24 protein-coding genes, 5 tRNA genes and 1 pseudogene are annotated in these 23,880 nt (G+C 64.3%); 15 read left to right on the top strand and 15 right to left on the bottom strand.

All coding sequences use genetic code 11. The annotated features are described in order from the left end of the window. Positions 1 to 50: 50 nt before the first annotated feature. A pseudogene (locus ASD28_RS31030) lies at positions 51 to 237 on the top strand (IS3 family transposase); the annotation flags it as partial. 504 nt (positions 238 to 741) lie between these two features. On the opposite strand, the gene ASD28_RS13320 reads toward ASD28_RS31030, so the two are convergent. The 8 genes from ASD28_RS13320 to cysS form a co-directional block, all read right to left on the bottom strand. Continuing rightward, the gene (locus ASD28_RS13320; RefSeq protein WP_056128184.1) at positions 742 to 948 is read right to left on the bottom strand and encodes an AlpA family transcriptional regulator; all 207 of its coding nucleotides are present in this window, start codon (positions 946 to 948) and stop codon (positions 742 to 744) included. A 99-nt stretch (positions 949 to 1,047) separates the two neighbouring features. After that, positions 1,048 to 2,319 carry an integrase arm-type DNA-binding domain-containing protein gene (locus tag ASD28_RS13315; protein ID WP_056128180.1) on the bottom strand — a complete coding sequence of 424 codons (1,272 nt, stop codon included), beginning with the start codon at positions 2,317 to 2,319 and terminating at the stop codon, positions 1,048 to 1,050. 166 nt (positions 2,320 to 2,485) lie between these two features. Beyond that, positions 2,486 to 2,579: transfer RNA gene (locus ASD28_RS13310), tRNA-Ser, on the bottom strand. Positions 2,580 to 2,676: 97 nt separating this feature from the next. Next, the gene (locus ASD28_RS13305) at positions 2,677 to 3,924 is read right to left on the bottom strand and encodes an aspartate kinase (RefSeq protein WP_056128177.1); all 1,248 of its coding nucleotides are present in this window, start codon (positions 3,922 to 3,924) and stop codon (positions 2,677 to 2,679) included. A 127-nt stretch (positions 3,925 to 4,051) separates the two neighbouring features. Beyond that, positions 4,052 to 5,473, bottom strand: coding sequence for a tRNA lysidine(34) synthetase TilS (tilS, locus tag ASD28_RS13300; RefSeq protein WP_056128174.1), 1,422 nt, complete (start codon positions 5,471 to 5,473; stop codon positions 4,052 to 4,054). Beyond that, the gene (locus ASD28_RS13295) at positions 5,470 to 6,447 is read right to left on the bottom strand and encodes an acetyl-CoA carboxylase carboxyltransferase subunit alpha (RefSeq protein WP_056128171.1); all 978 of its coding nucleotides are present in this window, start codon (positions 6,445 to 6,447) and stop codon (positions 5,470 to 5,472) included. Before ASD28_RS13295 ends, tilS begins: the two co-directional genes overlap by 4 nt. 61 nt (positions 6,448 to 6,508) lie before the next feature. Then, complete coding sequence (locus ASD28_RS13290) at positions 6,509 to 7,177, bottom strand: DNA-3-methyladenine glycosylase (protein WP_056128166.1); 669 nt, start codon at positions 7,175 to 7,177, stop codon at positions 6,509 to 6,511. A gap of 20 nt (positions 7,178 to 7,197) precedes the next feature. Continuing rightward, a complete protein-coding gene (gene cysS / locus ASD28_RS13285; RefSeq protein ID WP_056128163.1) occupies positions 7,198 to 8,595 on the bottom strand; it encodes a cysteine--tRNA ligase in 1,398 nt (465 codons plus the stop codon). Between the two features lie 248 nt (positions 8,596 to 8,843). Here cysS and ASD28_RS13280 point away from each other — a divergent pair, with 248 nt between their 5' ends. The 8 genes from ASD28_RS13280 to ASD28_RS13245 all read left to right on the top strand — a co-directional run bounded on the left by ASD28_RS13280 (position 8,844) and on the right by ASD28_RS13245 (position 14,670). Further along, positions 8,844 to 9,458 carry a peptidylprolyl isomerase gene (locus ASD28_RS13280; protein WP_056128160.1) on the top strand — a complete coding sequence of 205 codons (615 nt, stop codon included), beginning with the start codon at positions 8,844 to 8,846 and terminating at the stop codon, positions 9,456 to 9,458. 31 nt (positions 9,459 to 9,489) lie between these two features. Further along, positions 9,490 to 9,984 carry a peptidylprolyl isomerase gene (locus ASD28_RS13275; RefSeq protein WP_056128158.1) on the top strand — a complete coding sequence of 165 codons (495 nt, stop codon included), beginning with the start codon at positions 9,490 to 9,492 and terminating at the stop codon, positions 9,982 to 9,984. A gap of 58 nt (positions 9,985 to 10,042) precedes the next feature. Beyond that, entirely contained in the window at positions 10,043 to 10,795 is a 753-nt protein-coding gene (locus tag ASD28_RS13270) for a UDP-2,3-diacylglucosamine diphosphatase (RefSeq protein WP_056128155.1), read from the top strand. Between the two features lie 139 nt (positions 10,796 to 10,934). Beyond that, entirely contained in the window at positions 10,935 to 11,300 is a 366-nt protein-coding gene (locus ASD28_RS13265; RefSeq protein ID WP_056128153.1) for a GntR family transcriptional regulator, read from the top strand. Beyond that, positions 11,297 to 12,166, top strand: a complete 870-nt coding sequence (locus tag ASD28_RS13260) for an ABC transporter ATP-binding protein (RefSeq protein ID WP_036234786.1) — start codon at positions 11,297 to 11,299, stop codon at positions 12,164 to 12,166. Before ASD28_RS13265 ends, ASD28_RS13260 begins: the two co-directional genes overlap by 4 nt. After that, positions 12,163 to 13,155: a hypothetical protein gene (locus ASD28_RS13255; protein WP_056128150.1), complete on the top strand. Its 993-nt coding sequence runs from the start codon at positions 12,163 to 12,165 to the stop codon at positions 13,153 to 13,155. Before ASD28_RS13260 ends, ASD28_RS13255 begins: the two co-directional genes overlap by 4 nt. Before the next feature lie 4 nt (positions 13,156 to 13,159). Further along, entirely contained in the window at positions 13,160 to 13,906 is a 747-nt protein-coding gene (locus ASD28_RS13250; protein ID WP_056128147.1) for a hypothetical protein, read from the top strand. Continuing rightward, positions 13,903 to 14,670, top strand: coding sequence for a hypothetical protein (locus ASD28_RS13245; protein WP_056128142.1), 768 nt, complete (start codon positions 13,903 to 13,905; stop codon positions 14,668 to 14,670). The genes ASD28_RS13250 and ASD28_RS13245 overlap by 4 nt, the downstream gene beginning before the upstream one ends. Here ASD28_RS13245 and ASD28_RS13240 read toward each other — a convergent pair. From ASD28_RS13240 to rnr, 4 genes are all read right to left on the bottom strand, one after another. Further along, positions 14,630 to 15,319 carry a YceH family protein gene (locus ASD28_RS13240; protein ID WP_056128139.1) on the bottom strand — a complete coding sequence of 230 codons (690 nt, stop codon included), beginning with the start codon at positions 15,317 to 15,319 and terminating at the stop codon, positions 14,630 to 14,632. The two genes, ASD28_RS13245 and ASD28_RS13240, sit on opposite strands and share 41 nt — an antisense overlap. Positions 15,320 to 15,332: 13 nt before the next feature. Continuing rightward, on the bottom strand, positions 15,333 to 16,070 hold the full coding sequence (cysE, locus tag ASD28_RS13235; protein ID WP_056128138.1) for a serine O-acetyltransferase: 738 nt from the start codon (positions 16,068 to 16,070) through the stop codon (positions 15,333 to 15,335). 212 nt (positions 16,071 to 16,282) lie between these two features. Continuing rightward, positions 16,283 to 17,029: a 23S rRNA (guanosine(2251)-2'-O)-methyltransferase RlmB gene (rlmB, locus tag ASD28_RS13230; protein WP_056128135.1), complete on the bottom strand. Its 747-nt coding sequence runs from the start codon at positions 17,027 to 17,029 to the stop codon at positions 16,283 to 16,285. Positions 17,030 to 17,032: 3 nt separating this feature from the next. Further along, entirely contained in the window at positions 17,033 to 19,630 is a 2,598-nt protein-coding gene (gene rnr, locus ASD28_RS13225; RefSeq protein ID WP_056128134.1) for a ribonuclease R, read from the bottom strand. A gap of 303 nt (positions 19,631 to 19,933) precedes the next feature. Here rnr and ASD28_RS13220 point away from each other — a divergent pair. From ASD28_RS13220 to ASD28_RS13205, 4 genes are all read left to right on the top strand, one after another. After that, positions 19,934 to 20,018, top strand: a tRNA-Leu gene (locus ASD28_RS13220). A gap of 28 nt (positions 20,019 to 20,046) precedes the next feature. Next, positions 20,047 to 20,131, top strand: a tRNA-Leu gene (locus tag ASD28_RS13215). Positions 20,132 to 20,270: 139 nt separating this feature from the next. Then, positions 20,271 to 20,355: transfer RNA gene (locus tag ASD28_RS13210), tRNA-Leu, on the top strand. A 140-nt stretch (positions 20,356 to 20,495) separates the two neighbouring features. Continuing rightward, a tRNA-Leu gene (locus ASD28_RS13205) sits at positions 20,496 to 20,580 on the top strand. Positions 20,581 to 20,662: 82 nt separating this feature from the next. Here the strand turns inward: ASD28_RS13205 and ASD28_RS13200 are convergent. Continuing rightward, on the bottom strand, positions 20,663 to 21,559 hold the full coding sequence (locus ASD28_RS13200) for an alpha/beta hydrolase (RefSeq protein ID WP_229412354.1): 897 nt from the start codon (positions 21,557 to 21,559) through the stop codon (positions 20,663 to 20,665). Positions 21,560 to 21,596: 37 nt separating this feature from the next. Then, on the bottom strand, positions 21,597 to 22,001 hold the full coding sequence (cueR, locus tag ASD28_RS13195; protein ID WP_056128131.1) for a Cu(I)-responsive transcriptional regulator: 405 nt from the start codon (positions 21,999 to 22,001) through the stop codon (positions 21,597 to 21,599). An 82-nt stretch (positions 22,002 to 22,083) separates the two neighbouring features. Here cueR and ASD28_RS13190 point away from each other — a divergent pair, with 82 nt between their 5' ends. Then, a complete protein-coding gene (locus ASD28_RS13190; protein ID WP_056128128.1) occupies positions 22,084 to 22,287 on the top strand; it encodes a hypothetical protein in 204 nt (67 codons plus the stop codon). 59 nt (positions 22,288 to 22,346) lie between these two features. Next, on the top strand, positions 22,347 to 22,904 hold the full coding sequence (gene phaP, locus ASD28_RS13185) for a TIGR01841 family phasin (RefSeq protein WP_056128124.1): 558 nt from the start codon (positions 22,347 to 22,349) through the stop codon (positions 22,902 to 22,904). A 1-nt stretch (position 22,905) separates the two neighbouring features. On the opposite strand, the gene tssA is transcribed toward phaP, so the two are convergent. Continuing rightward, entirely contained in the window at positions 22,906 to 23,880 is a 975-nt protein-coding gene (tssA, locus tag ASD28_RS13180) for a type VI secretion system protein TssA (RefSeq protein WP_056128491.1), read from the bottom strand.

Here is a 23,880-nt window from a genome sequence, read left to right as displayed (position 1 = left end):
GCGGAAAAACTCGGCCTATCGGATTCGACATAGACGGGCTTTGGGTCGAGCCGAGCATGAGACAAGGTGGTAACTGCTGGGATAATGCTGTTGCTGAATCGATCTTCAACAGCCTGAAAAAGAGCGCATCCGCAAGCGCATCTACAAAACCCGGATCTGGCCCGGGCGGACATCTTCGATTACATCGAAGTCTTTTACAATCGGACCAAGCGCGACAGCGATCTGAGCCATGTTTGACGAGACGCATTTGAACCCGCGTCTCAGCGTGTGGTCAGCATTTGTCTAGTGAACCGGGGTTAGTCCACATTTCTGCTTCATCGGAATCGTTATCCTGAGTACCCAGGCAATACCTGCCAGATGGTGCCGACGCTAAGACGCATATGACGGTGTTCAAACCGCGCGCGGCGCCCCATTTCATCAATTTAATTGTTACGACCACGCCTCTAGGGATACGGCCATCACTGGCATATCGCTACCATCATTGATCTTGCCTCGCATAATCGGGCGGGTGCGCGCGGAGCTGGTCCTCGGTTGCGCGCACAGCGTCAGCGCACGGCCAAGATCAATAGCATTTCACGCCGTCGCCTATAACCTTTGCTTTCACGTCCGCCTAAAATCGGTACATTTACCAAACTACCAAGTGACCGTTCTGCGTCCTCGACGTGGAACTCCGCGAGTACTCCGACAACGCAAAATACAGCTGTGTGGACTACGCTCGACTTGCCAAGTGAATCGCTTCAACTAATTCTGCGATCCCCTGGGCCTAGATTCCAGCCAACTGTTTATCTCCCGCCAAAACCAGCCTGAGGATCTGGTCGACAGCTTGACCTGAGGCGGGAAATTCCCCTTCTTGATCAGCAGGTAAATGCTCGATCGCGACAGCCCGGTCATGCTGATCACTTCTGGCAGCTTGATCATCCGGTCGCTCGAGTTTGCATCGGTAGTCATCTGTACTCCTCTTGAGTTCTCACTGGAGCCAAGATAACGAAATGGACGAGGAACACAATCCCCCGGAAACCCGATCGGCGAGATACGGCCGCTCCAGCGTCAAGGCATTGAGTTATCGGCGCGGCCGGATGAGGCATGCATGGCTTCTGCCGCAACGCGGTCGATGTAGTCCGCCCAGCACTGCATCATCTTTCGCCGCTCTTCCAGATACTTGGCTCGGTCGTACGCGCCTTCCAGCTTGTCCTTCTGCGCGTGCGCCAGTTGCCTGTCGACGACCTCGTGTCGATAGCCAAGGTGTTCTTTCAGCGTGCTCATCGCAAGCGCACGAAACCCGTGCCCGGTCATGTCTCCCTTGTATCCCATGCGCTCGATCGCCTTCAGCAATGTGTTGTTGCTCATTGGCCGCTTCGGATCGCGCAGGTTCGGGAACAGATAGGTACCTCCACCAGTGTGTCGATGCAAGTCGCGCAGCAGCTCCAGGGCCTGACGCGACAGACACACGTGATGGTCGGTCTTGTCGGGGTTAATGCGACGCTTCCCGCGCTTCATGCGTTTCCAGGGAATGATCCACTCGCCCTTCTCCAGGTCGATCTCGGCCCATGGCGTCTCGATGAGTTCGCTGGTCCGGACAAACACCAGCAGCATCAGTTTCATCGCGACGCGGGTCGGCACGCCCATGCACGCCTCGTTGGCATACAGCGCGCGCAGGAACTCGGGCAATCCGTCGGCACCGATCGCCGCGAAGTGCCCCTTCTCGCGTGGTTGCAGGACTTCACGCAGGAACTCCGCGGGGTTGCGTTCCGCCAGCCCGCAACGAATCGCATACTTGAACACGCGTGAGCAATTCGCTGTCTGCCGGTTCGCGATCTCGAGCGCGCCACGCTGCTCGATGGCCCGGATGGCATCAAGTACGTCAGGTGCCTGTACCTTGTTAATCGGCAGGTGTCCGAATGCCGGGAAGATGTCCGACTCGAAGCGTCGCAGGATTTCCTCCGCGGTCTGCGGCTGCCACTTGTTGATCATGGTCCGATGCCAGTCGCGCGCGACATGCTCGAAGGTATTCTGCTCCGCCAGCCGCGCCTGGCGCTCCTGCTCGGCCCTCGCGCGTGCCGGATCCGTGCCGGTGGCCAGCAGCTGACGTGCCTCGTCACGCTTGGCTCGAGCGTCCACGAGCGAAACGTCCGGGAAGGCTCCAAAACTCAATCTGTTCTCTTTGCCGTCCGGCTGCCGGAATTTCATACGCCAGAGCTTGCCGCCGCTGGGCATGACTTCAAGGTACAAACCGCCTCCATCGGCGAGCTTGTAGGGCTTGTCCTTTGCCTTGGCGTTGCGCACCTGCAGCTGGGTGAGCGGCTGAACCTGTTTGGGCATTTTGGGGGCATCCTGTCCGATGGGGGCATGGCATGCCCCGAAAAATGCCCCCAAAAACTCTAGCCGTTCGGGGACATCGCTGGACAGTATTAGGCAACAAAAAACCCGCCGTCTCTATGAGAACAGCGGGTTCTTTGATGTCCCTAAACATACTAGGACGATGTTCTGGCGGAGGCGGTGGGATTCGAACCCACGATACAGGTTTAAGCCCGTATGCTTCCTTAGCAGGGAAGTGCCTTCGGCCACTCGGCCACGCCTCCAGTCAGCTTCAACGTTTATGCGTCAGCGCTGAGTGCACGCATATTAATGGCCACACCCTTTTTGGTCAAGGAAGCACGGCCATTTTTTTGAAAAAAGTTAAGCTTGCTCCAGGTTAAACGCCTTGTGCAGGGCGCGCACCGCCAGCTCCATGTACTTCTCGTCGATCAGGACCGAGATCTTGATCTCCGACGTCGAGATCATCATGATGTTGATGCCCTCTTCCGACAGCGTACGGAACATCTGCGACGCCACGCCCACGTGGCTGCGCATGCCCACGCCCACGGCCGAGACCTTCGAGACCTTGGCATCGCCCAGGATCCTGGCGGCGCCGATTTCGGCCTTCACGCCTTCCAGGACGCCCATGGCGCGCTGGTAATCGTTGCGCGACACGGTGAACGTGAAGTCGGTCTTACCGTCGACCGACTGGTTCTGTATGATCATGTCGACCTCGATATTCGCCTCCGAGATCGGCCCGAGGATGTGGAAGGCGACGCCCGGCTTGTCGGGCACGCCCAGGACGGTGATTTTGGCTTCATCGCGGTGGAAGGCGATGCCCGAGATGACGGCTTGTTCCATGTTGCTTTCTTCCTCAAACGAAATCAGGGTACCCGAGTTGGCTTCTTCTTCGAGCGACATCAGGGGGTCGGTCAGCGACGACAGCACGCGCGTCGGCACGCGGTAGTTGCCGGCAAATTCCACGGAGCGGGTCTGCAGGACTTTCGAGCCCAGCGACGCCAGTTCCAGCATTTCTTCGAACGTGATCTTCGACAGGCGGCGCGCTTCGCTCACGACGCGCGGATCGGTCGTGTAGACGCCGTCGACGTCCGTGTAGATCAGGCATTCGTCGGCCTTCAGTGCGGCCGCGATCGCGACGGCGGAGGTGTCCGAACCACCACGGCCCAGCGTCGAGATATTACCGTCCTCATCCATGCCCTGGAAACCGGTGATGATGACGATCCTGCCGGCGTCCAGGTCGGCGCGCACGCGCGTGTCGTCGATCGACTGGATGCGGGCCTTCGTGAAGGCCGAGTCCGTCTTGATGCCCACCTGCCAGCCCGTGTACGACACGGCATCCTTGCCGCGCGCCAGCAGCGCCATGGCCAGCAGGCCGACGGACACCTGTTCGCCGGTCGATGCAATCATGTCCAGTTCACGCGGGTCCGGCTGCGACATAATCTCTTTCGCCAGGCCGATCAGACGGTTGGTTTCACCGGACATTGCCGAGGGGACGACAACGACTTGATGACCGGCGTCGTGCCATTTGGCGACGCGGGCAGCGACGTTTTTAATGCGGTCCGTCGAACCCATCGACGTACCGCCATATTTGTGGACTATTAAGGCCATGACTGAAGGGATTTCCGCTTGTAAAAAATCAAATGAGCCTTTTACTCTACATGCTGCGGCGCGGAATCACAAGCCGTCAAGATGCGAAAGCTATACCAAATAGGAATATGGTAATACGGAAAGGGCATTAACCCGGGATGGCCGCCGTCGCGCTTTCCCAACGCAGCGCGACGCGCTCCGCCCCCTCGGTCACGTGCCGGCAATCCATGCCGAGCCCCGCCGCGAACAGCAGGTCGAAGCCGGCATTCACGATCGGCAGGCGCCCCCGCTCCCAGGCCGGGATGCCGCTCGCCTGGTAATGCATCTTGAGGCTGCGGCTGGGACGGTTGTGCGCCAGGCGCAGCCGTTCGCCGCCCTTGCGGAAATCGATCTCGAGTCCCTGCGCTCGCAACCAGGCCGGATCGAACCCGCGTTCGGCCGCATCGAAATGCAGCACGCCGCCGTAATCGGGAAACGCAAGGGATGCCTCGCCGTTCCAGCGGAACGCCTGGGCGTGCTTGTCGATGATGCCGGCATCCTCGGGATCGCGCATCCCGGCGAGGTCCGGCAGGCGCGGCACGAGGTACAAATGGTCGCGGTGGCGGCGCACGTCGACGTCCGGGTGTTCGACGAGCAACTGCGCGTCCTCGCGCGCGGACAGGATCTGCGCCACCATCTGCGCGAGCCAGGCCGTCGACGGCATCGCGAGGCGGCGCACGGTGAACCAGTGGCGCAGCAGGTTGTCGATGCGGTCGCGGCTCAGCGCGCGCACGCGGACGAGGTCGAGACCATCGCCGGCCAGGCAGGCCTGCAGGTCCTGTTCGCCCAGCTCATCCAGCAGGCGCTGGGCCGAGCGCGTGTGGGCGCTGCTGCGCGCGATGCGTTGCTGGTAGCCAGGAAACGCGGCGGCCAGCGCCGGCATCACCTGGTGGCGCAGCGCGTTGCGGGCATAGCGCGGATCGGTATTGGATTCATCCTCGACCCACGTGATGCCCTGCTCGCGCGCGAACTGTTCGAGGTCGGCGCGCGCGACGCCCAGCAGCGGGCGCGCCATGGCCAGGCGTTCGTCGCCCAGCAGGCCGGGCGCGCGATTGGCGGGGTCCATGCCGGACAGGCCGGCCGGACCGGAGCCGCGCAGCAATTGCAACAGCACCGTTTCAACCTGGTCGTCGAGGTGGTGCGCGGTCAGCAGCAGACCGGCACCGTGGGACCGGCACATCTCGCCGAGCGCCGCGTAGCGCAGCTTGCGCGCGGCGGCCTCGATGCCGCTCTTCCCTTTCGCGACCACGACGGCGCGCCAGTAGAACGGGATGCCCAGCGCAGCGGCGGCGGCCCCGCAATGGTCACGCCAGGCGTCGGCGTTCGGGCTCAGGCCGTGGTGGACGTGGAACGCGTGCGGCTGCAGTCCGTGCGCGTGCGCGAGGTGTAGCAGCACCATCGAATCGAGGCCGCCGCTGAGGGCGACCGCGACGGGCGGCATGGCATCGGGGAGGCATTCTTCGCGCAGGGCCGCGATGGCCTGCGCGAACTGGGCGCCGATCACGGCCGCCCCCTGCGTACGACGGCTCACTCTTCGCGCGGCGTCGTTTCCTTGAACTTGCCGTAGGCCAGCAGCTTGGCGTGGCGGGCATCCAGCAGTTCCCTGGTCTTCATGCCCTGGAACTGGCGCAGCGTGTCGGCCAGCGCGCGCTTGAGCATCTGGGCCATCTGGGCCGGGTCGCGGTGGGCGCCGCCCAGCGGTTCGTTGACGATCTTGTCGATCAGGCCCATCGCCTTCAGGCGGTGCGCCGTCAGGCCCAGGGCGTCGGCCGCGTCCGCCGCTCGCTCCGACGTCTTCCACAGGATCGACGCGCAGCCTTCCGGCGAAATCACGGAATACGTCGCGTACTGCAGCATCAGCACGGCGTCGCCGACGGCGATCGCCAGCGCCCCGCCCGAGCCGCCTTCGCCGATGATCGTGGCGATCAGCGGCACTTTCAGCTCGGCCATCACGTACAGGTTGTGGCCGATGGCTTCCGACTGGCCGCGCTCTTCCGCGTCGATGCCGGGGAAGGCGCCGGGGGTGTCCACGAACGTGAAGATCGGCAGGTTGAATTTCTCGGCCACCTTCATCAGGCGCATGGCCTTGCGGTAGCCTTCCGGACGCGGCATGCCGAAGTTGCGCGCCGCGCGTTCCTTCGTGTCGCGGCCCTTCTGGTGGCCGATGACCATGCAGGACTGGCCGTTGAAGCGGGCCAGGCCGCCGATGATCGACTGGTCGTCGGCGAAGGTACGGTCACCGTGCAATTCATGGAAATCGGTGAAGATCGCGTTCACATAATCCATCGTGTACGGACGCTGCGGATGGCGGGCGATCTGGGAAACCTGCCAAGGCGTCAGCTTGGCATAGATGTCTTTCGTCAGTTGCTGGCTCTTCTTGGCCAGGCGGTCGATTTCTTCCGAGATGTCGACGGCGGAATCGTCCTGCACGAAGCGCAGCTCTTCGATTTTCGAATCGAGCTCGGCAATCGGCTGCTCGAAACTGAGGAAAGTTGTTTTACTCATTGTACCTCCGGGTGTGTTCGTGGCCGCGGAAGATCATCCGCGCGGCGGCAAGGGCGCTATTTTATACCGGAACCGGATCCAGGCTACGCCATAAATACCATGTGGCAACTGTTCGCCAGGGTTCCCAATTGGCGGCGACCTCGCGCGCATCGCTGCGCGAGACCGGCTCGCCGGAGAAGTAATTCTGGCTGATGCCCTGGATCAGGCCGGGATCGTCCAGGGGCAGGACGTTCGGTCTGAGCAGATTAAATATCAAAAACATCTCGGCTGTCCAGCGCGTGATGCCGCGGATCTGGACCAGCTCGGCGATGACGGCTTCGTCATCCATTTGCGACCATTGGTCGGCATGGACGCGCTTCGCCTTGAAGTGATCGGCCAGGTCGAGGATGTATTCCGTCTTCCGTTTCGACAGGCCGCAGCCCGCCAGTTCTTCGGCGCCGGCCTTGATGACCTGCGACGGCGTCATCTTCGGGCACAGCGCGCGCAGCTTCGTCCAGGCGGACTCGGCGGCTTTGACCGTCACCTGCTGGCCGACGATGGAGCGGGCCAGCGTCGTGAACGGGTCGGGATGGCCGCGCAGGTGCATGTCGCCGAATTGCGGGATCAGCTTGTTCATGATGCGGTCCCGACGCATGAGCTCGGCCTTCGCCTCCGCCCAGTACGGTGGGACGGAAGGCTGAACGTCCGGCGGCGCCAGGACGGCGCCCGCGAGGTCCTTGGAAAGTGCCATGCTCGTGCGCGGAGGGCCGGTCAGGCGCGACGCCAGTTGGTGCTGCCGTCCGGCTTGTCCTCGAGCACGACGCCGCCCGCGGTCAGCTCGGCGCGGATCGCATCGGCCTCGGCGAAGTTGCGCGCCTTCTTGGCGGCGGCGCGGCGCGCGATTGCATCGACGATCGCCGCCTCATCGAGACCGCCCTCGCCCGGCGTGCCGGCCTGCAGGAAGGCTTGCGGACTGCGTTCGAGCAGGCCCAGCACGGCGGCCAGCGCCTTCAGCTGGCGCGCGGCCGCGACGGATTTGCTCTTGTTGACTTCCGTGGCCAGGTCGAACAGCTCGGCCACCGCCAGCGGCGTATTGAAATCGTCGTCCATCGCGTCGCGGAAGCGCTGCGCATGGGCCTCGTCCCAGTCGACGGCGAACGGCTCGGGGCCGACATCGACCTCGGACAAGGCCGTGTACAGACGCGTCAGCGCGCCCTTCGCGTCGTCGATGTGGACGTCCGAGTAATTCAGCGGGCTGCGGTAATGGGCACGCAGGATGAAGAAGCGGATGACCTCGGCATCGTATTTCTTGAGGACGTCGCGGATCGTGAAGAAATTGCCCAGCGACTTGGACATCTTCTCATTGTCAACGCGCACGAAGCCATTGTGGATCCAGTAGTTCGCCATCGGCGGACCGAACGCGCCTTCCGACTGGGCGATCTCGTTCTCGTGGTGCGGGAACTGCAGGTCGGCGCCGCCGCCGTGGATGTCGAAGTGTTCGCCGAGCATGGCGCACGACATGGCGGAGCACTCGATGTGCCAGCCCGGACGACCTTTACCCCATTTCGAGTCCCATTTGGCCTCAATCGGTTCGGATTCCTTGGCGGCCTTCCACAAGACGAAGTCGAGCGGATCGCGCTTGCCCGTGTTCACGTCCACGCGCTCGCCCGCACGCAGGTCGTCCAGCGACTTGCCGGACAGCTTGCCGTAGCCCGGAAAATTACGCACGGCATAGTTCACATCGCCGTCCTCGCCCCGGTAGGCGAGTTCCTTCGCTTCCAGCTTTTCGATAATCGACAGCATGTGCGGCACGTACTCCGTCGCGCGCGGCGCGAAATCCGGCGGCAGGATGCCCAGGGCAGCAGTGTCTTCGTCCATCGCCTTGATGAAACGGGTCGTGAGCGACGTCATCGTTTCATTGTTCTCGACGGCGCGCTTGATGATTTTGTCGTCGATGTCCGTGATGTTGCGGACGTATTTGACCTCATAGCCCGATGCCTTGAGCCAGCGGTAGATGACGTCGAATGCCATCATCATCCGGCCATGACCGACGTGGCAGTAATCGTAAACCGTCATCCCGCACACGTACATATTGACCTTGCCGGACTGGAGGGGAACGAATACCTGCTTGTCACGCGCGAGCGTGTTGTAGATCTTGAGTTGGCTCATCGGATGTTTGCTAGAGGGTTGGAGCATGACGCTCGAAACGCAGCCTTGCGGCAGTGCCGGGACGTGGCGGGCGCGTCGGGAGTGTCAGGACCGCGAATCTTGGGAACCTTGTTCTTTTTGATAGAATCGGCAGTCCGTCGCAAAGTATAGCATTGATAAAATCCCGACTGGCCGCATATGCCATAGGTTTATTTTTCTGCAAAACCCTTGACAGCCCTTTGCGCTATATCCACCGAGAGGAAGCTACGATGCACGTCCTGAAATCGCCCGGCGCCCGCTTTACTGCCCGCTTAGTTGCCCGCTTCTTCGCCGGCCTGGCCGCCCTGACCCTGTCCGCAACCGCGTTCGCCGCCGACCCGCAAGTCTCGCTGAAAACGTCGATGGGCGAGATCGTGCTGGAACTGAACCCGGAAAAAGCGCCCATCTCCGTGAACAATTTCCTCAAGTACGTCAAGTCCGGCTTCTACAAGGGTACGATCTTCCACCGCGTGATCGACGGCTTCATGATCCAGGCCGGCGGCATGGATGCCCAGTTCCACGGCCGCAAGACGAACAAACCGATCAAGAACGAGTCCAACAACGGCCTGTCGAACGAAAAGTATACGGTCGCCATGGCGCGCGAATCGAATCCGGACTCGGCCACCTCGCAATTCTTCATCAACGTTGTCGACAATCCCGGGCTCGATTATCCGAACATGCAGGGCTCGGGCTACACCGTATTCGGCAAGGTCGTGAAGGGCCAGGACGTCGTCGACAAGATCAAGGCCGTCGTCGTGGACGACATCCGGGGTCTCGAAAACGTGCCGGTCACGCCCGTCACGATCCAGTCCGCGACCCTCCTCAAGGGCGATAAAGTAAAATAACGAACTCGCAACTCCAACGATAGGAAAAAACATGACCACCGTACTCATGACCACCAACAAGGGCAACATCAAGGTCGAACTGGACGCCGACAAGGCACCGAAGACCGTTGCCAACTTCCTGGACTACGTGAACAAGGGTCACTTCTCGAACACGATCTTCCATCGCGTGATCAAGGACTTCATGATCCAGGGCGGCGGTTTCGAGCCGGGCATGAAGCAAAAGCCGACCGAGCAGACCGTCGAGAACGAAGCGAAGAACGGCCTCAAGAACGACAAGTACACGATTGCCATGGCCCGCACGATGGCCCCGCACTCGGCATCGGCCCAGTTCTTCATCAACACCAAGAACAACGACTTCCTGAACTACCCGGGCCAGGACGGCTGGGGCTATGCCGTGTTCGGCAAGGTCGTCGAAGGCCAGGACATCGTCGACCAGATCAACAACGTCAAGACGAGCCGCGCAGGCATGCACTCGGACGTGCCGAGCGAAGACGTCGTCATCGAGAAGATCGAAGTCGTCCAGTAATCTGAACAAGGCAGGCATGACGCGCGGGCCCTGCTCCGGCGATTGATCCTGGAAGCACATGACCGCGCGCACGCTCGCACTCTTCATTTCCGACCTGCACCTGCAGGCATCCCACCCGCGTACGGCCGAAGCCTTTTTCCGCTTCCTGGCCGAACGCGCGGCGCATGCCGAGCGGCTTTATCTGCTCGGCGACATCTTCGAATACTGGGCCGGCGACGATGACCTCGACGACCCGTTCAACCGCAGCGTCGCCACCGCGCTGCGCCGTGTGAGCGACGGCGGCACGGCCGTCTACTGGCTCGGCGGCAACCGCGACTTCCTCGTCGGCACCGGCTTCGCCGACGCGGCCGGCCTCACCCTGCTGCCCGAACCGCACGTGGCGACCATCGCCGGCCGCCAGGTCGTCCTGGTGCACGGCGACGCCCAGTGCACGGACGACGTCAAGTACATGGCCTTCCGTGCCCAGGTGCGCGACCCGGCATGGCAAAGCCAGTTCCTCGCCATGCCGCTGGCCCAGCGCAAGGCGATCATCGCCGGCCTGCGCGAAGGCAGCCGCGCGGCGCACGGCGAAAAATCGTACGAGATCATGGACGTCACCCCGGCCGCCGTCGCCGCGCTGCATGCGGATACGGACACGGACGTCATCATCCACGGCCACACCCACCGCCCCGCCCTGCACGAGGCCGGCGGCCAGCGGCGTTATGTGCTGCCGGACTGGGAACTCGACGCGGATCCCATCCGCGGCGGCTGGATCGCGATCGACGAAGACGGCCGCATCCTGCGTTGCGATCTCGACGGTCGCACGATCTAAACCCCTCAATCCTGCTAGGTCGATGCTGTATTGACCATTGTCGGCATGGTGTTATACTTCACTACAACACCACGACTCTACATCACCAACATGGAGGCAGGCATGACATGGACTGCACCGCGACGCAAGGAGGCCGGCAATGACCATCGGCTGGAATGACAACTCTCCAATCTACCGGCAATTGAAGGACAGGGTGATCGGTATGATGCTCGATGGCGCCCTGAAGGCCGGGGATCCGCTCCCCTCCGTGCGCCAGATCGCAGCGGAATACCAGCTGAATCCGATCACGGTCTCGAAGGCTTACCAGGAACTGGTCGACGACAACTTAGTGGAAAAACGAAGGGGGATCGGTATGTACGTCACGGAAGGTGCGAGCGAGAAACTGCTCGCCAGCGAAAGGGAGCGCTTCCTGCGCGAGGAGTGGCCGGCGATGCTGGAGCGGATCCGCCGCCTCGGCCTCGACATCGACCAATTGCTGCGCGAACCGGCCGGAGGCGACAAATGAGCGCCGTGATCGAAGCGAAAAACCTCACGAAGCGCTACGGCAAGCGCACGGCGGTGAACGGCATCGACTTCACCATCCCCGCCGGCCGCATCGTCGGCCTGATCGGCCCGAACGGCTCGGGCAAGACCACCACGCTGAAGGCCGCGCTGGGCCTGATCCCGTTCGAAGGCGAGCTGTCCGTGCTGGGTCTCGACCCGCGCACCCACCGCGACGAGCTGATGCAGGACGTCTGCTTCATCGCCGACGTGGCGATCCTGCCGCGCTGGCTGCGCGTGCGCGACGCCATCGACTTCGTGGCCGGCGTGCACCCGCGCTTCAACCGCGAGAAAGCGGAACGCTATATCGCGAACACGAAGCTGCAGCCTGGCATGAAGGTCAAGGAGATGTCCAAGGGCATGATCGTGCAACTGCACCTGGCCCTCGTGATGGCCATCGATGCGAAGCTGCTCGTGCTGGACGAACCCACGCTGGGCCTGGACATCATCTACCGCAAGCAGTTCTACCAGAACCTGCTGGAAGACTATTTTGACGAGCACAAGACGATCGTCATCACGACGCACCAGGTCGAGGAAGTCGAGCACATCCTGACCGACCTGATGTTCATCCGCGACGGCCGCATCGTGCTCGCCGCGTCGATGGAAGAGATCGGCGAGCGCTATGTCGAGGTGATGGTGCCGCAAGAGAAACTGAGCGCCGCCAACGCGCTGCAGCCGCTCGACCGCCGGACCGTATTCGGCAAGGCCGTGCTGCTGTTCGATGCCGGCCCCGGCGGCGCGTCGCGCCAGCAGCTGGCCGCGCTCGGCGAAACCCGTAATCCGTCCGTCGCCGATTTGTTCGTGGCGACCATGAAAGGAACCTACGCATGAATACGAACACCATGAAATGGCTGCTCAAGCGAGAGTTCTGGGAGCATAAGGGCTCGATGTTCTGGGCGCCGCTCATCGTCGGCTCGCTGCTCGTCGTGCTGCTGGGCTGCACGATCACCTACGGCATCATGCAGCATGGCATACCCGCGCACGTGACGATCAACGGCCAGACGCTGGATCACGCCCGTCTCGACCAGATCCTGCCCGAGGAAACGAAGCTGGTGGTCGCGAAGATCGCCACCGGCATGTACCTGGGCGCATCGGCGCCGCTGTTCGCGATCCTGGTCGGCGTCGTGTTCTTCTACTGCCTCGGCGCACTGTACGACGAGCGCCGCGACCGCAGCATCCTGTTCTGGAAATCGCTGCCCGTGTCCGATCCGATGACGGTGCTGTCGAAGGCCGTCATGGCGATGGTCGTCGCACCCGCGATCACACTCGTGCTGGCCGTCGCCGCCTCGCTGGCCCTGCTCTTCATCGCCTGCCTGGCGCTCAGCACACAGGGACTGAATCTGTTCGCGTCGCTGCTGGCGTCGTCCGATTTGTACCTGTCGCCGCTGCGCCTCGCCGCCCTGCTGCCGGTGTACGTCGTGTGGGCGCTGCCGACCGTGGGCTGGCTGATGCTCGTGTCGAGCTGGGCGAAATCGAAGCCGTTCCTGTGGGCCGTCGGCGTGCCGGTCGTCGCGCTCGTCATCATCAAGTGGGTCAACGCCGCGCTCGAGAATTTTTCCGGCCAGACGCTGCTGCTGTCGCACTATGCGAGCGACGTCGTCGCCCGCATCCTCGGCGGCATCGTGCCTGGCATCTGGTTCACGTTCCAGCCTGGCCTGCAGACGGGCATGCGTCCGACCGAACACGGTGTCGACATGGGCGGGCTCGTGTCCCAGTCCTACCTGTCGCTGGCCGGCGCCGATGCGTGGATCGGCGTGGTGCTGGGCGTCGCGATGTTGTATGCCGCCATCCGCATGCGTCGCTGGCGCGACGAGGGCTGAAGCCGTGCGCGCCACCCTCCTCGCCCTCTCCCTGCTGTCCGCCGCGGCCTGCGCCCAGGACGTCGAGCCGGGCGCAAACCGCGAAGGCGTCGTGCACGTGAATGCGATCAAGAATCCGGAGATGCATTCCTACCGCGCCATCGCGGCCGGCCTCGACACCTTCGACGCGCAGCACGCGCTTGCGCCCGCCGTCCCGCAACTGCGGTTCGCCGTACGCAAGCGCGGCGGCGCCCTGCTGGAAGGCGACCTGCCGACCGCGAGGCTGACCGCCGACGCGTTCACGCTGGCGCTGCCGGTCGGCGCCGACGCGCTGTTCGACGTCCCGCGCAGCCAGCCGGCGTGGGATGCCGACGCGGAACTCGTGCTGAGCCGCAAGCGCAAGGAGGTCCGCGTCTGGCCCTACGTGCGCACGCCGGGCCTGGCCGACAACCAGCGCCGCCTGGGCGACCTGCGGCTCGAATGCCAGGTCTTCGTCACCGTCGCCAAGAAAGAGGCGCCGTTCTGGGCCGTCGCGCTGGCCAACACCGTGTTCCTGACGGGCGACTGGTGCAGTTTCTTCAAGGACCAGGACCGCACGTGGTCCGTGAACGTGGAATCGCCGCTCGCGTCCGCCATGCTGCGCGAAGGCGAGCGCACGCTGCCGCTGAAGGTGAAGGGGCGCCAGTTCGAGCTCCCGCTGTATGACGCCAGCTGGGGCAACGATGCCGTCGTCGACCTCGCGTTCGTCGCGCCGGAAGGAGCCGCGCCATGAAGCGTACGACTGTAGCGCTGTGCGCGCTGCTGGCCTGCGCCCTGCCCGCCGCGCATGCGGACGACCCCGTGCCGTCCGTGCAGGTGAAGGGCATCGCGGATCCGGAAATGCGCTCGTACCGCAGCGTCGTGGCCGGCCTCGACGCATTCGACGCGCACCGCGCGCTGGCGCCGCACGCCCTGCTCCGCTTCCGCATGCGCCACGCGGAAGGCGCCCCGGCGAACGCGGGCGACGGCCTGCGGCTGCGGCTCGCAAGCGACGACGGGAGCTTCCAGGAAGACGTCCCCATCGATGCCGCGGGCCTGCTCACCGTCGGCCGCAACCAGGCCGCCTACGATGCGGACGCCACGTTCATCCTGAACCGGAAGAACGGTTTGTACACGGGGCATCCGGAGGTACGCACGGCCGGCCTGCCGGACAACGTCCGCCGGCTGGGCGACCTGCGCCTGGAGTGCCGCGTCACCATCGCCATCGTCAAGGACCAGATGCCATTCATGGCGAAGGCTGCAATCAACACGCTGATGCTGACGTCGGACTGGTGCGCCAAAAAGGATTTCAACTACGGCACGCCGGCGCCGCGGCCGGGCTTGCGGGCCGTGCTGCGCGATGGCGAACGGTCGCGCACGCTGGAAACACACGGCTGGAACATGATGGTGCCGATCGGCGACACGGGCTGGCCGGACGACGCCCTCGTGCAATTCGACGAAGGCCTGTCCGCGGACCTTACTCGAACTGCTGACGAAACGCCGCGAACTGCGCCTTGAGTTCGTCGACTTCGCTGCGCAGCGCGGCCACTTCCTGCTCCAGCTGCGCCACGCGGGCGCCCGTCGAGCCGCCGGCCGCGCCGGCGGCTGCACCACCGCCCGCATCCACGCGCGCAACGTCGATAGCCCCGCCGAGCAATTGCCCGTAGCGGGATTCCTTCGTCCCGGGCGCCCGTTCGAGCCGGACGACGAGCGGCGGATACTTGTCGATAAGGAATTGCAGCGCGCTTTCCACCTCGGCCACCGATTTGAAATCGTGCAGGCGGCCCGTGCGGTTGCGGATCTCGCCCGCCGTCTGCAGGCCGCGCAGCATCAGCACGGTCAGCACGGCGACCTTGTCCTGCTCGAGCGTCCACTTGATGCGCATGCGGTGCTCGTACTTGATGACGCGTGCGCCGGCCTGGGCGATGCCGTTCACGAGTTTGCGCTGCATGAGGCGCTGCAGGGTGTCGTGGACGACGTCTTCCGACAGCTGCATCACGGGATCGCGGCTGGACAGCTGGTTGCAGCCGTTCATCACCGCATTCAGCGACATGGGGTAATTGTCGGGCGTCAGCGCCTCTTTTTCGGCAAGGACGCCCAGTACGCGGATTTCGTTGGGGTCGAGGTCGGATGCCGGGTCGAAGCTGCCCGGGATGTCGTCTTGCATCAGTGGTGGTCCTTTAATCTACGAGCCGGTTCAGTTGTGCCTGGTCGAGTTTATCACTCTCGTCCGGGGTATGGCAGCGGATGCCGGCCGCCTTCATCGTCGCGCACATGCGCTCGATCTGCTCGTCCTGTTGGGCCACGTGGTTGATCAGGTTGCGGAGCGCCTTCGACAGCGGATCGTCGCCGTTCGGCGTGACGCCGTACGCGGCGAACATCTGGGCGCTGCGCGTCTGATCTTCCTTGCGCACGATGTGGGCCGGGTTGCCGACGGCCGTCGCGCCGGCCGGAACCGGCTTGACGACGACGGCGTTCGAGCCCACCTTCGCGTATTCGCCGACCGTGAACGCGCCGAGCACCTGCGCGCCGGCCCCCACGATCACGCCGCGCTCCAGGGTCGGATGGCGCTTCGTGCCCGCGACGAGCGTCGTGCCGCCCAGGGTGACGCCCTGGTAGATCGTGCAATCGTCGCCGACGACGGCCGTCTCGCCGATCACGACGCCGAAGCCGTGGTCGATGAACACGCGGCGGCCGATCGTGGCTCCCGGGTGGATTTCGATGCCCGTCAGAATGCGTGCGAAATACGAGATGAACCTGCCCAGCCAGCGGAAGTTGGCGCGCCAACAAGCATGCGCCCAGTGGTGCATGACGACGGCATGCAGGCCCGGGTAGCAGGTGAGCACTTCCCATGCGTTACGGGCCGCAGGGTCGCGTTCGATGATGCTCTGGATATCTTCGCGCAGGTTGGAAAACATAGTCGTGATTCGTGCAAGTGAAGCAGCATGGTAGCGTATCCGCGCCGTACTTGCTTATGAGGGAATCAATTTTGGAGAGACGTCGTTCCCGCGGAAGCGGGAACCCATGCCGAGTATCAGAAATCGTAATTTCTGATAATCAGACAGGCCCTGAATGTCAGGACTTCGGCCGCTCAGTATGGGTCCCCGCCTGCGCGGGGACGACGGTGGGATTACTGCGGCTCGCGCGCCAGGCGCTGGCGACGGGCCTCGTACAGGCAGACGCCCGAGGCCACGGAGACGTTCAGGCTCTCGACCGAGCCGAACATGGGAATGGACACGAGGATGTCGCAGGTCTCGCGGGTCAGGCGGCGCATGCCCTCGCCTTCCGAGCCCATCACGAGCGCCGTCGGGCCCGTGAAATCGCCTTCGTACAAGCCCTTGTCGGCATCGTCGGACGTGCCGATCAGCCAGATGCCCCGCTCCTTCAGGTCGCGCATCGTGCGCGCCAGATTCGTCACGGTGATGTAAGGCACGGTCTCGGCGGCACCACTGGCGACCTTGGCCGCCGTCGCGTTCAGGCCGACGGAGCGGTCCTTCGGGGCGATGACGGCATGCGCGCCGACGCCGTCCGCCACGCGCAGGCAGGCGCCCAGGTTGTGCGGGTCGGTGATGCCGTCGAGGATCAGCAGCAGCGGCGGCCCTTCCACGGCATCCAGCAACTCGTCCAGGTTGCGCGCCAGCGACAGCTGGCTCGCGAACGCGATCACGCCCTGGTGGCGGCGGGTGCCGACGATCTTGTCGAGGCGCTCGGCGTCGACGGGCATCACGCGCACGCCGGCCGACTTCGCGTTGGCGATGAGGTCCTGCATGCGGCGGTCCTGGCGGCCGGCATCGACGAAGATCTCTTCCACACTGGCGGCCTCGTGGCGGAGGCGCGAGGTGACGGCGTGGAAGCCAAAAATCATTTTATTTTTCATGCGTTACTTCTTCTTCCTGGTTTTGGAGGCGCTCTTTGTGGGAGCGCTTTTATTCGCCGCGGTCTTTTTCGTCGCGGTCGGTTTTGCTGCGGATGAGGCGTTGCGGGGGCCGCGGCGGCCGCGCGTGGGCGGCACGAACACGACATCCTCTTCGCCTTCGTCGGTGGCGCCGAACGTGGAGGCGGCCGGTTCGGCCGGCGTTGCGCGGGCTTCCTGCTGCGAGACCGGCACGGCACCGTTCTTCGCCGCTTTTGCTTTCCTGCGGCGCGGTGCCTTCGGCTCCATGGAGTCCAGCGCGGCGGCACGGGCACGTTCCAGCGGCGCCGGCTCCACGTCTTTCGGCTGCGCCAGCACGAGGTCGATCTTGCGCGATTCCAGGTCGACGCGCGCCACCTGCACCGTGACGCGTCCCGTCAGCTGGTACACCTGGCCCGTGCGTTCGCCACGCAGTTCGTGGCGGGCTTCGTCGTACTGGAAATAATCCGTGCCGAGGCCCGTGACGTGCACGAGGCCTTCGACGAACAGCTGGTCGAGCTGGACGAAGATGCCGAACGGCGTCACGCCCGAGATCACGCCCGTGAATTCCTCGCCGAGTTTGTCCTTCATGTAGTAGCACTTGAGCCAGTTCTCGACGTCGCGCGACGCCTCGTCGGCACGGCGTTCGTTGGCCGAGCAGTGCACGCCCAGGGCATCCCAGATCGTCAGGTCCTTCGGATCCTTTTGCTTGCCTTCGGCCTTGTCCTTCGTCGCCTGCTTGCGCACCGCTTTCGACACGGTCGTGTTCAGCTTGGACAGGTCGATACCGGTCGGCTCGTACTTCTTGCCCTTCAGCACGGCCTTGATGGCGCGGTGCGTCAGCAGGTCGGGGTAGCGGCGGATCGGGCTCGTGAAGTGCGCATAAGCTTCGTACGCAAGGCCGAAGTGGCCGACGTTGTCCGGGCTGTAGACGGCCTGCTGCATCGAACGCAGCAGCATCGTCTGCAGCAGCGTGGCGTCCGGACGCTCCTTGATGCGCGTCATCAGCTCGGCGTAGTCGCGCGCCTGCGGCGTCGTGCCGCCGCCCAGGTTCAGGCCCACCTGCTTCAGGAAGGTGCGCAGCTGGTTCAGCTTTTCCTCGGTCGGCACCGCGTGGATGCGGAACGTGCTCGGCTGGTCGTGGCGGATCAGGAAGTCCGCGGCGCACACGTTGGCGGCCAGCATGCATTCCTCGATCAGGCGGTGCGCGTCGTTGCGGGTGCGCGGCAGGATTTTTTCGATCTTGCCCATCGCATTGCAGACGATATACGTTTCGGTCGTCTCGAAGTCGATGGCGCCCCGCTCCTGGCGTGCCTGCAGCAGCGCGCGGAACACTTCGTTCAGGTTCAGCAGGTGCGGCACGATGCCGGGGCGGCGGCCCGCTTCGGGTCCGTTCGTGTTGCCCAGGATGGCGGCGACCTCGTCATAGGTCAGGCGCGCCGCCGAGTGCATCACGGCCGGGTAGAACTGGTACGCCTTCACTTCGCCGTCCATCGTGACGACCATGTCGCACACGAGCGTGAGGCGATCGACGGCCGGGTTCAGCGAGCACAGGCCGTTCGACAGCTTTTCCGGCAGCATCGGGATCACACGGCGCGGGAAGTACACGGACGTCGAGCGTTCGATCGCATCGCCGTCGAGCGCATCGTTCGGCTTCACGTAGTGGCTCACGTCGGCGATGGCGACCAGCAGGCGATAACCCTTCGTGCGGCCGATCTTGACGGGTTCGCAGTAGACGGCATCGTCGAAGTCGCGTGCATCCGCGCCGTCGATCGTGACGAGCGGCACGTCGCGCAGATCGACGCGGTCCGCGAGGTCGGCGTCGCGCACTTCGTTCGGCAGTTTATTGGCCTGCTTGATGGCGGCCGGCGAAAAGATGTGCGGCACGCCGAACTTGCGCACGGCGATCTCGATCTCCATGCCCGGGTCGTCCAGTTCGCCGAGCACTTCGACGATCTTGCCGGTGGGCTGGCGGAAGCGCGACGGCTGCTCGAGGAGTTCGACGCTGACGACCTGGCCGGACTTCGCCTTGCCCGGCGAGCCGGACACGAGGATGTCCTGGCCGATGCGCTTGTCTTCCGGTGCGACGACCCAGACGCCGTTCTCGTTCAGCAGGCGGCCGATGACGTGGGTGTTGGCGCGTTCCGTGACTTCGACGATGGTGCCTTCGGCGCGGCCGCGGCGGTCGGTGCCGACGACGCGGGCCAGCACGCGGTCGCCGTGCAGGACTTTCTGCATTTCCTTATCGGGCAGGAACAGGTCTTCGCCGCCCTCGTCCGGGATGACGAAGCCGAAGCCGTCGCGGTGCGCGCTGATGCGGCCGGAAATGAAACTTGAGTGGTCCGTGAGCGCATATTCGCCCGCGGGATTGGCGCGCAACTGGCCGTCGCGCTCCATCGCATTCAAGCGGCGCGTGAGCACGCCTTCCGCTTCCGGGTTGACTTGCAGGGCTCGGGCCAGGGCGCCGCTGTCGAGCGGGCCCTTGGCCTCACGGAACACGCCGAGGATTTCCTCGCGGCTTGGAATGGTATGTGTTGGGTGCTTCAAATTTGTATTCTTTATCTTCTTGGTGGTGGCGCCGTCCATCTGACGGCGCGGATATCGTTACATTGACACGTAGGCACGCGTAGTGTAACGGAGGACCGGCGGATTCGCCTAACGTCGTCCGTGAAGCGTGCAGGGATAGTCCCGCTCGGAGGGACTTTGACATTTGCCATCCATCCGCTATACTTTCGGTCTCTTCGGAAACGGCCCAGCCGAAAACGAAGGCGCTGCGCAGGCGATGCGCGCCGGGATCGATCGAAAGTTGGTCTAGCGCAAAACGGCAAAGCCTGATATCGTAGCGGAATTCGACGGCAACGTCGAGCAATGCAAGCAAAGCGGTCCAATGCCCACGTGGCGGAATTGGTAGACGCGCATGGTTCAGGTCCATGTGCCGCGAGGTGTGGGGGTTCGAGTCCCTCCGTGGGCACCAGCTGGCGAGCATTGAAGTGGTTTTGTATGCCCACGTGGCGGAATTGGTAGACGCGCATGGTTCAGGTCCATGTGCCGCGAGGTGTGGGGGTTCGAGTCCCTCCGTGGGCACCAGAAGCTACCGTAGTTTGTTGTACGTTTTGATGTTTTGCATGCCCACGTGGCGGAATTGGTAGACGCGCATGGTTCAGGTCCATGTGCCGCGAGGTGTGGGGGTTCGAGTNAGTTTGTTGTACGTTTTGATGTTTTGCATGCCCACGTGGCGGAATTGGTAGACGCGCATGGTTCAGGTCCATGTGCCGCGAGGTGTGGGGGTTCGAGTCCCTCCGTGGGCACCAGAAGCTACCGCAGTTTGTTGTACGTTTTGATGTTTTGCATGCCCACGTGGCGGAATTGGTAGACGCGCATGGTTCAGGTCCATGTGCCGCGAGGTGTGGGGGTTCGAGTNTAGTTTGTTGTACGTTTTGATGTTTTGCATGCCCACGTGGCGGAATTGGTAGACGCGCATGGTTCAGGTCCATGTGCCGCGAGGTGTGGGGGTTCGAGTCCCTCCGTGGGCACCAAAAGCTACCCGGTCTTCGAGACCACCAGGATACTGGCGCAAAACGCCGCAATCTTTGCAAAAGGATTGCGGCGTTTTGCGTTTCAACGTTCGTCCGCGACCGATACCGGATCCAGATGCGCCGCCAGGAAAGCGCCGATGCGCCGCTCGTACTCCTCGCGCGCGTACGCATGCAGGTTCACGTGCGCGGCGCCCTCCACCACCCACAACGCTTTCGGCTGCGCGGCGGCCTCGTACAGCCGCTGCGTTTCGGCCAGGGTCGTATGCAGGTCGGCGCTGCCGGACGCGATCAGCACCGGTGCCTTGACCTGTCCCACATATTTGATCGGGTGCAGCGCATCCGGCTGGATGCCGAGTCGCAGCGGCAGCTGCCACAGCAGCAGCGCGGACAGCGGCCCGCCCACGGGCCCCAGCCGCATGCGCAGGCGGTTGGCGACGGCTTCCTCGATCGTCGGATACATCGATTCCAGCACAACGGCATCGACGGGAGGGCAATCGCGGCACAGCACGAGCGACGCCGCGCCCAGCGACACGCCGATCACGCCGATGCGCTGCCCCGGCGCCCGCCGCCGCAACTCCTCGAGCGCGGCCCGCACGCCGTCCGCCTCGCGCAGGCCGAACGTGACGAAGGAGGCCGTGCTGGCGCCCTGGCCCGGCAGGTCGATCAGCAGGACCGCATAGCCCTGGCCGTTGAGAAAACGGGCGCGCTCGGCCATGTCGCGGCGGTCGCCGTGGATCCCGTGCAGCAGCAGGACGGCGCCGCGGCCCCGCCCCGGCAGCCACGAACCGACGACGCGCTGGTCCGGCGCCGCGCGCAGCACCACGTCCTCGAAGCCGGGGCCGGCCAGCGCCACGGGCCGCGGCTCGACCGCGATCAGCTTCGAACCGATCGCCCATACGACGGCGGCGCCCACCAGCAGGACGACGGCGAGTGCGATCAGGCAGGCGGAGAGCGGCAGGCGGAACGGCATGTCGGACATTAGACCGCAATGCCGGCCTCCGGTCCAGCCGGCTTGTTCAGTGGGCCGCCAGATCGTCGAGGATGGGGCAGTCGGAGCGGGCGTCGCCATGGCATGAGCTGGCCAGCGTCGCAAGGGTCCGCTTCATCGCTTCCAGTTCCGCGATCTTGCGGTCCAGCGAGGCTATGTGTTCGAGCGCCAGGCGGCGCACGTCGGCGCTGGCCCGGTGCTTGTCGCGCCACAGCGCCAGCAGGTCCGCGATCTGGTCGAGCGAAAAACCCAGCGCGCGGCCGCGATGGATGAATTGCAGCATGCGCACGTCGTCGTCGCCGTACAGCCGGTAGCCCGCCTCCGTGCGCCGCGCCGGCGGCAACAGGCCGATCGCTTCGTAATGACGCACCATCTTCGCCGTCACGCCGGACGCCTTGGCCGCCTCGCCGATGTTGAAATATGTGTCGTTCATGGTGCCAGCATACACCTTCCCACGATGGGAAGCTCAAGGGGCCGCTTGACTTGCCGCGCCAAGAGGTTAAGCTCGGCTAACCATGAAGAAGACTGTCCTCATCCTGTTCGCCATCGCCCTGGCCGGCCCGGTCGCCCTGAACGCGGCCCCGGCGCCGTGGTATCACTGGCGCAGCAAGAGCACCGGCACGATCGTCTGTTCGCAGACGCCGCTCGGCGAAGGCTGGGCGCGCGCCGACGGGCCGTATCGTGACGCCCGTTGCGAAAAACCATTGCCTGCTAAATAATCCACCAGAGGAGCTTGCAACAAGAAGGTCGCCGTAGTCCCCTAACCGAGGAGAAATCGATGTTCAACAACCCCGAGCAATTCGCAAACGCCACCAAGACCCTGTTCGACCTGCAGATGCAGACTTTCAATGCCCTGGCCACCAAGGCCGTGCAGGGCGTCGAGCAGGTGGTGGCGCTGAACCTGGCGACCGCCAAGCAATCGATGGAAAACACGCTGGAGGCCAGCCGCCAGTTCAGCCAGGCACCGGACCCGAAGACGGCCATCGATGCCCTGCAGGCGCGCGTGCAGCCGGGCGTGACGGAAGCGACGGCCTATGGCGAACAGCTCAAGCAGATCATCGGCGATATCAAGAGCGAATTCGAGCAGGCCGCCGACACCCACCTGGCCGAAGCGAAGAACACGCTGTCCGCGCTGATCTACGACGTCACGCAAAACGTCAAGCCGGGCCAGGAAAACGCGGTGGAAATCATCAAGGCCGCGATCGAGAATGCGTTCAAGGGCTACGAGCAGGTGACGCAGTCGACACGCGATGCCATGCGCCGCGTCGAGGAGGAGGTCGCGCGCGCGACCGAGCGGTTGAAAGCCGCCCAGTCGCAAGCGCCCACGTCGCACTGAATCAGGACGGCCGCGGCCCGACGCCCAGCATCTCTTCGATCTGGGCGAACGCCGCGTCGTCCTTCACCACCGACCGCAGCCACACGTGCAGCGGTTGCTCGCCCCAGTGCGCGGCCTTGTCGGCCAGGTAGGCGACGGGGCTGTGCGGCTCCGTGCGGCGGAAATAATCCGCCACGGCGCGCAGCTGGGCCAGCGCCTGGGCGCGCGATTGCAGCGGCCCGGCCGCCATCGGCGCCGGCGGCGCGACGACGACATCGGCCGCGCCGGGGACCGGCACCGCCTCCTTCAATGCGGGCTTGATGAACAGGACGAGACCTTCCAGTCCCGCGCGCGCGGCGCTGAAACTCGGACCGTCCGCACCGACGACCGCGTCGACACTCTTTTCCAGCCGGTCGAGCGCGCCCGCGCAATGCTCGCATTCGCGCATCAGGTTCGCGTAGAACGTCTGCGACGTGCGCTGGCGCGCGCCTTCCAGCTTCGCCAGCGAATCCCCGCCCTGCATGCGCGCGGCGTCGAAGTCGCGCTGGGCGTGGCCGTCCGCGCCGTCGGTGAGCGGCACGGCGCGCAGCCACGGCGCGATGCGCGCCGCCAGCCAGGACAGGTTGCCGATGCGGCGCTCGACCCCGTCCTCGTCCGGCAGCGGATGCAGGCCGTCCCAGTAACGCTCGCACAGCATGGCGATCAACAGCAGGCTGTCGGCCAGCGCGCGCACGCCGGCCGCCTGCACGCTGGCCTCGGCCAGCCACACGGCCAGCTGCAAATCCTTGCTGCGCTGTTCGATCAGCCGGACGCACTCCCGGCCCACGAACTTCCAGTCCGCCTCCTTCAGCTCCGTGACCCAGGCGCCCTGCTCCAGCGACGGATCGTCGGCCTGGCGCGCACGCACGATGGCGTCGATCTCGCTGGAAAATGCGAGGTCGTCGCCGCAGGGCTTGTCCGCGCTGACGGGCGCGAGCAACCGTTCCAGGTTCAGCAT

It is taken from the genome of Massilia sp. Root133, assembly GCF_001426525.1.
In the GTDB taxonomy this organism is placed as follows: domain Bacteria; phylum Pseudomonadota; class Gammaproteobacteria; order Burkholderiales; family Burkholderiaceae_D; genus Telluria; species Telluria orientalis.
The sequence above is the reverse complement of the archived record's forward strand: the minus strand, read 5'-3'. Positions and strand labels throughout refer to the sequence as shown.

Coding starts and splice junctions, on each gene's coding strand:
- ASD28_RS13280 (WP_056128160.1), top strand. CDS start 8,844: ATGCACGTCCTGAAATCGCCCGGCGCCCGCTTTACTGCCCGCTTAGTT.
- ASD28_RS13260 (WP_036234786.1), top strand. CDS start 11,297: ATGAGCGCCGTGATCGAAGCGAAAAACCTCACGAAGCGCTACGGCAAG.
- rnr (WP_056128134.1), bottom strand. CDS start 19,630: ATGGACGGCGCCACCACCAAGAAGATAAAGAATACAAATTTGAAGCAC.
- ASD28_RS13305 (WP_056128177.1), bottom strand. CDS start 3,924: ATGGCCTTAATAGTCCACAAATATGGCGGTACGTCGATGGGTTCGACG.
- ASD28_RS13240 (WP_056128139.1), bottom strand. CDS start 15,319: ATGCAAGACGACATCCCGGGCAGCTTCGACCCGGCATCCGACCTCGAC.
- cueR (WP_056128131.1), bottom strand. CDS start 22,001: ATGAACGACACATATTTCAACATCGGCGAGGCGGCCAAGGCGTCCGGC.
- phaP (WP_056128124.1), top strand. CDS start 22,347: ATGTTCAACAACCCCGAGCAATTCGCAAACGCCACCAAGACCCTGTTC.
- ASD28_RS13270 (WP_056128155.1), top strand. CDS start 10,043: ATGACCGCGCGCACGCTCGCACTCTTCATTTCCGACCTGCACCTGCAG.
- ASD28_RS13315 (WP_056128180.1), bottom strand. CDS start 2,319: ATGCCCAAACAGGTTCAGCCGCTCACCCAGCTGCAGGTGCGCAACGCC.
- ASD28_RS13290 (WP_056128166.1), bottom strand. CDS start 7,177: ATGGCACTTTCCAAGGACCTCGCGGGCGCCGTCCTGGCGCCGCCGGAC.
- cysS (WP_056128163.1), bottom strand. CDS start 8,595: ATGAGCCAACTCAAGATCTACAACACGCTCGCGCGTGACAAGCAGGTA.
- ASD28_RS13255 (WP_056128150.1), top strand. CDS start 12,163: ATGAATACGAACACCATGAAATGGCTGCTCAAGCGAGAGTTCTGGGAG.
- cysE (WP_056128138.1), bottom strand. CDS start 16,070: ATGTTTTCCAACCTGCGCGAAGATATCCAGAGCATCATCGAACGCGAC.
- ASD28_RS13265 (WP_056128153.1), top strand. CDS start 10,935: ATGACCATCGGCTGGAATGACAACTCTCCAATCTACCGGCAATTGAAG.
- ASD28_RS13200 (WP_229412354.1), bottom strand. CDS start 21,559: ATGTCCGACATGCCGTTCCGCCTGCCGCTCTCCGCCTGCCTGATCGCA.
- tssA (WP_056128491.1), bottom strand. CDS start 23,880: ATGCTGAACCTGGAACGGTTGCTCGCGCCCGTCAGCGCGGACAAGCCC.
- ASD28_RS13320 (WP_056128184.1), bottom strand. CDS start 948: ATGACTACCGATGCAAACTCGAGCGACCGGATGATCAAGCTGCCAGAA.
- ASD28_RS13245 (WP_056128142.1), top strand. CDS start 13,903: ATGAAGCGTACGACTGTAGCGCTGTGCGCGCTGCTGGCCTGCGCCCTG.
- ASD28_RS13295 (WP_056128171.1), bottom strand. CDS start 6,447: ATGAGTAAAACAACTTTCCTCAGTTTCGAGCAGCCGATTGCCGAGCTC.
- ASD28_RS13275 (WP_056128158.1), top strand. CDS start 9,490: ATGACCACCGTACTCATGACCACCAACAAGGGCAACATCAAGGTCGAA.
- ASD28_RS13190 (WP_056128128.1), top strand. CDS start 22,084: ATGAAGAAGACTGTCCTCATCCTGTTCGCCATCGCCCTGGCCGGCCCG.
- rlmB (WP_056128135.1), bottom strand. CDS start 17,029: ATGAAAAATAAAATGATTTTTGGCTTCCACGCCGTCACCTCGCGCCTC.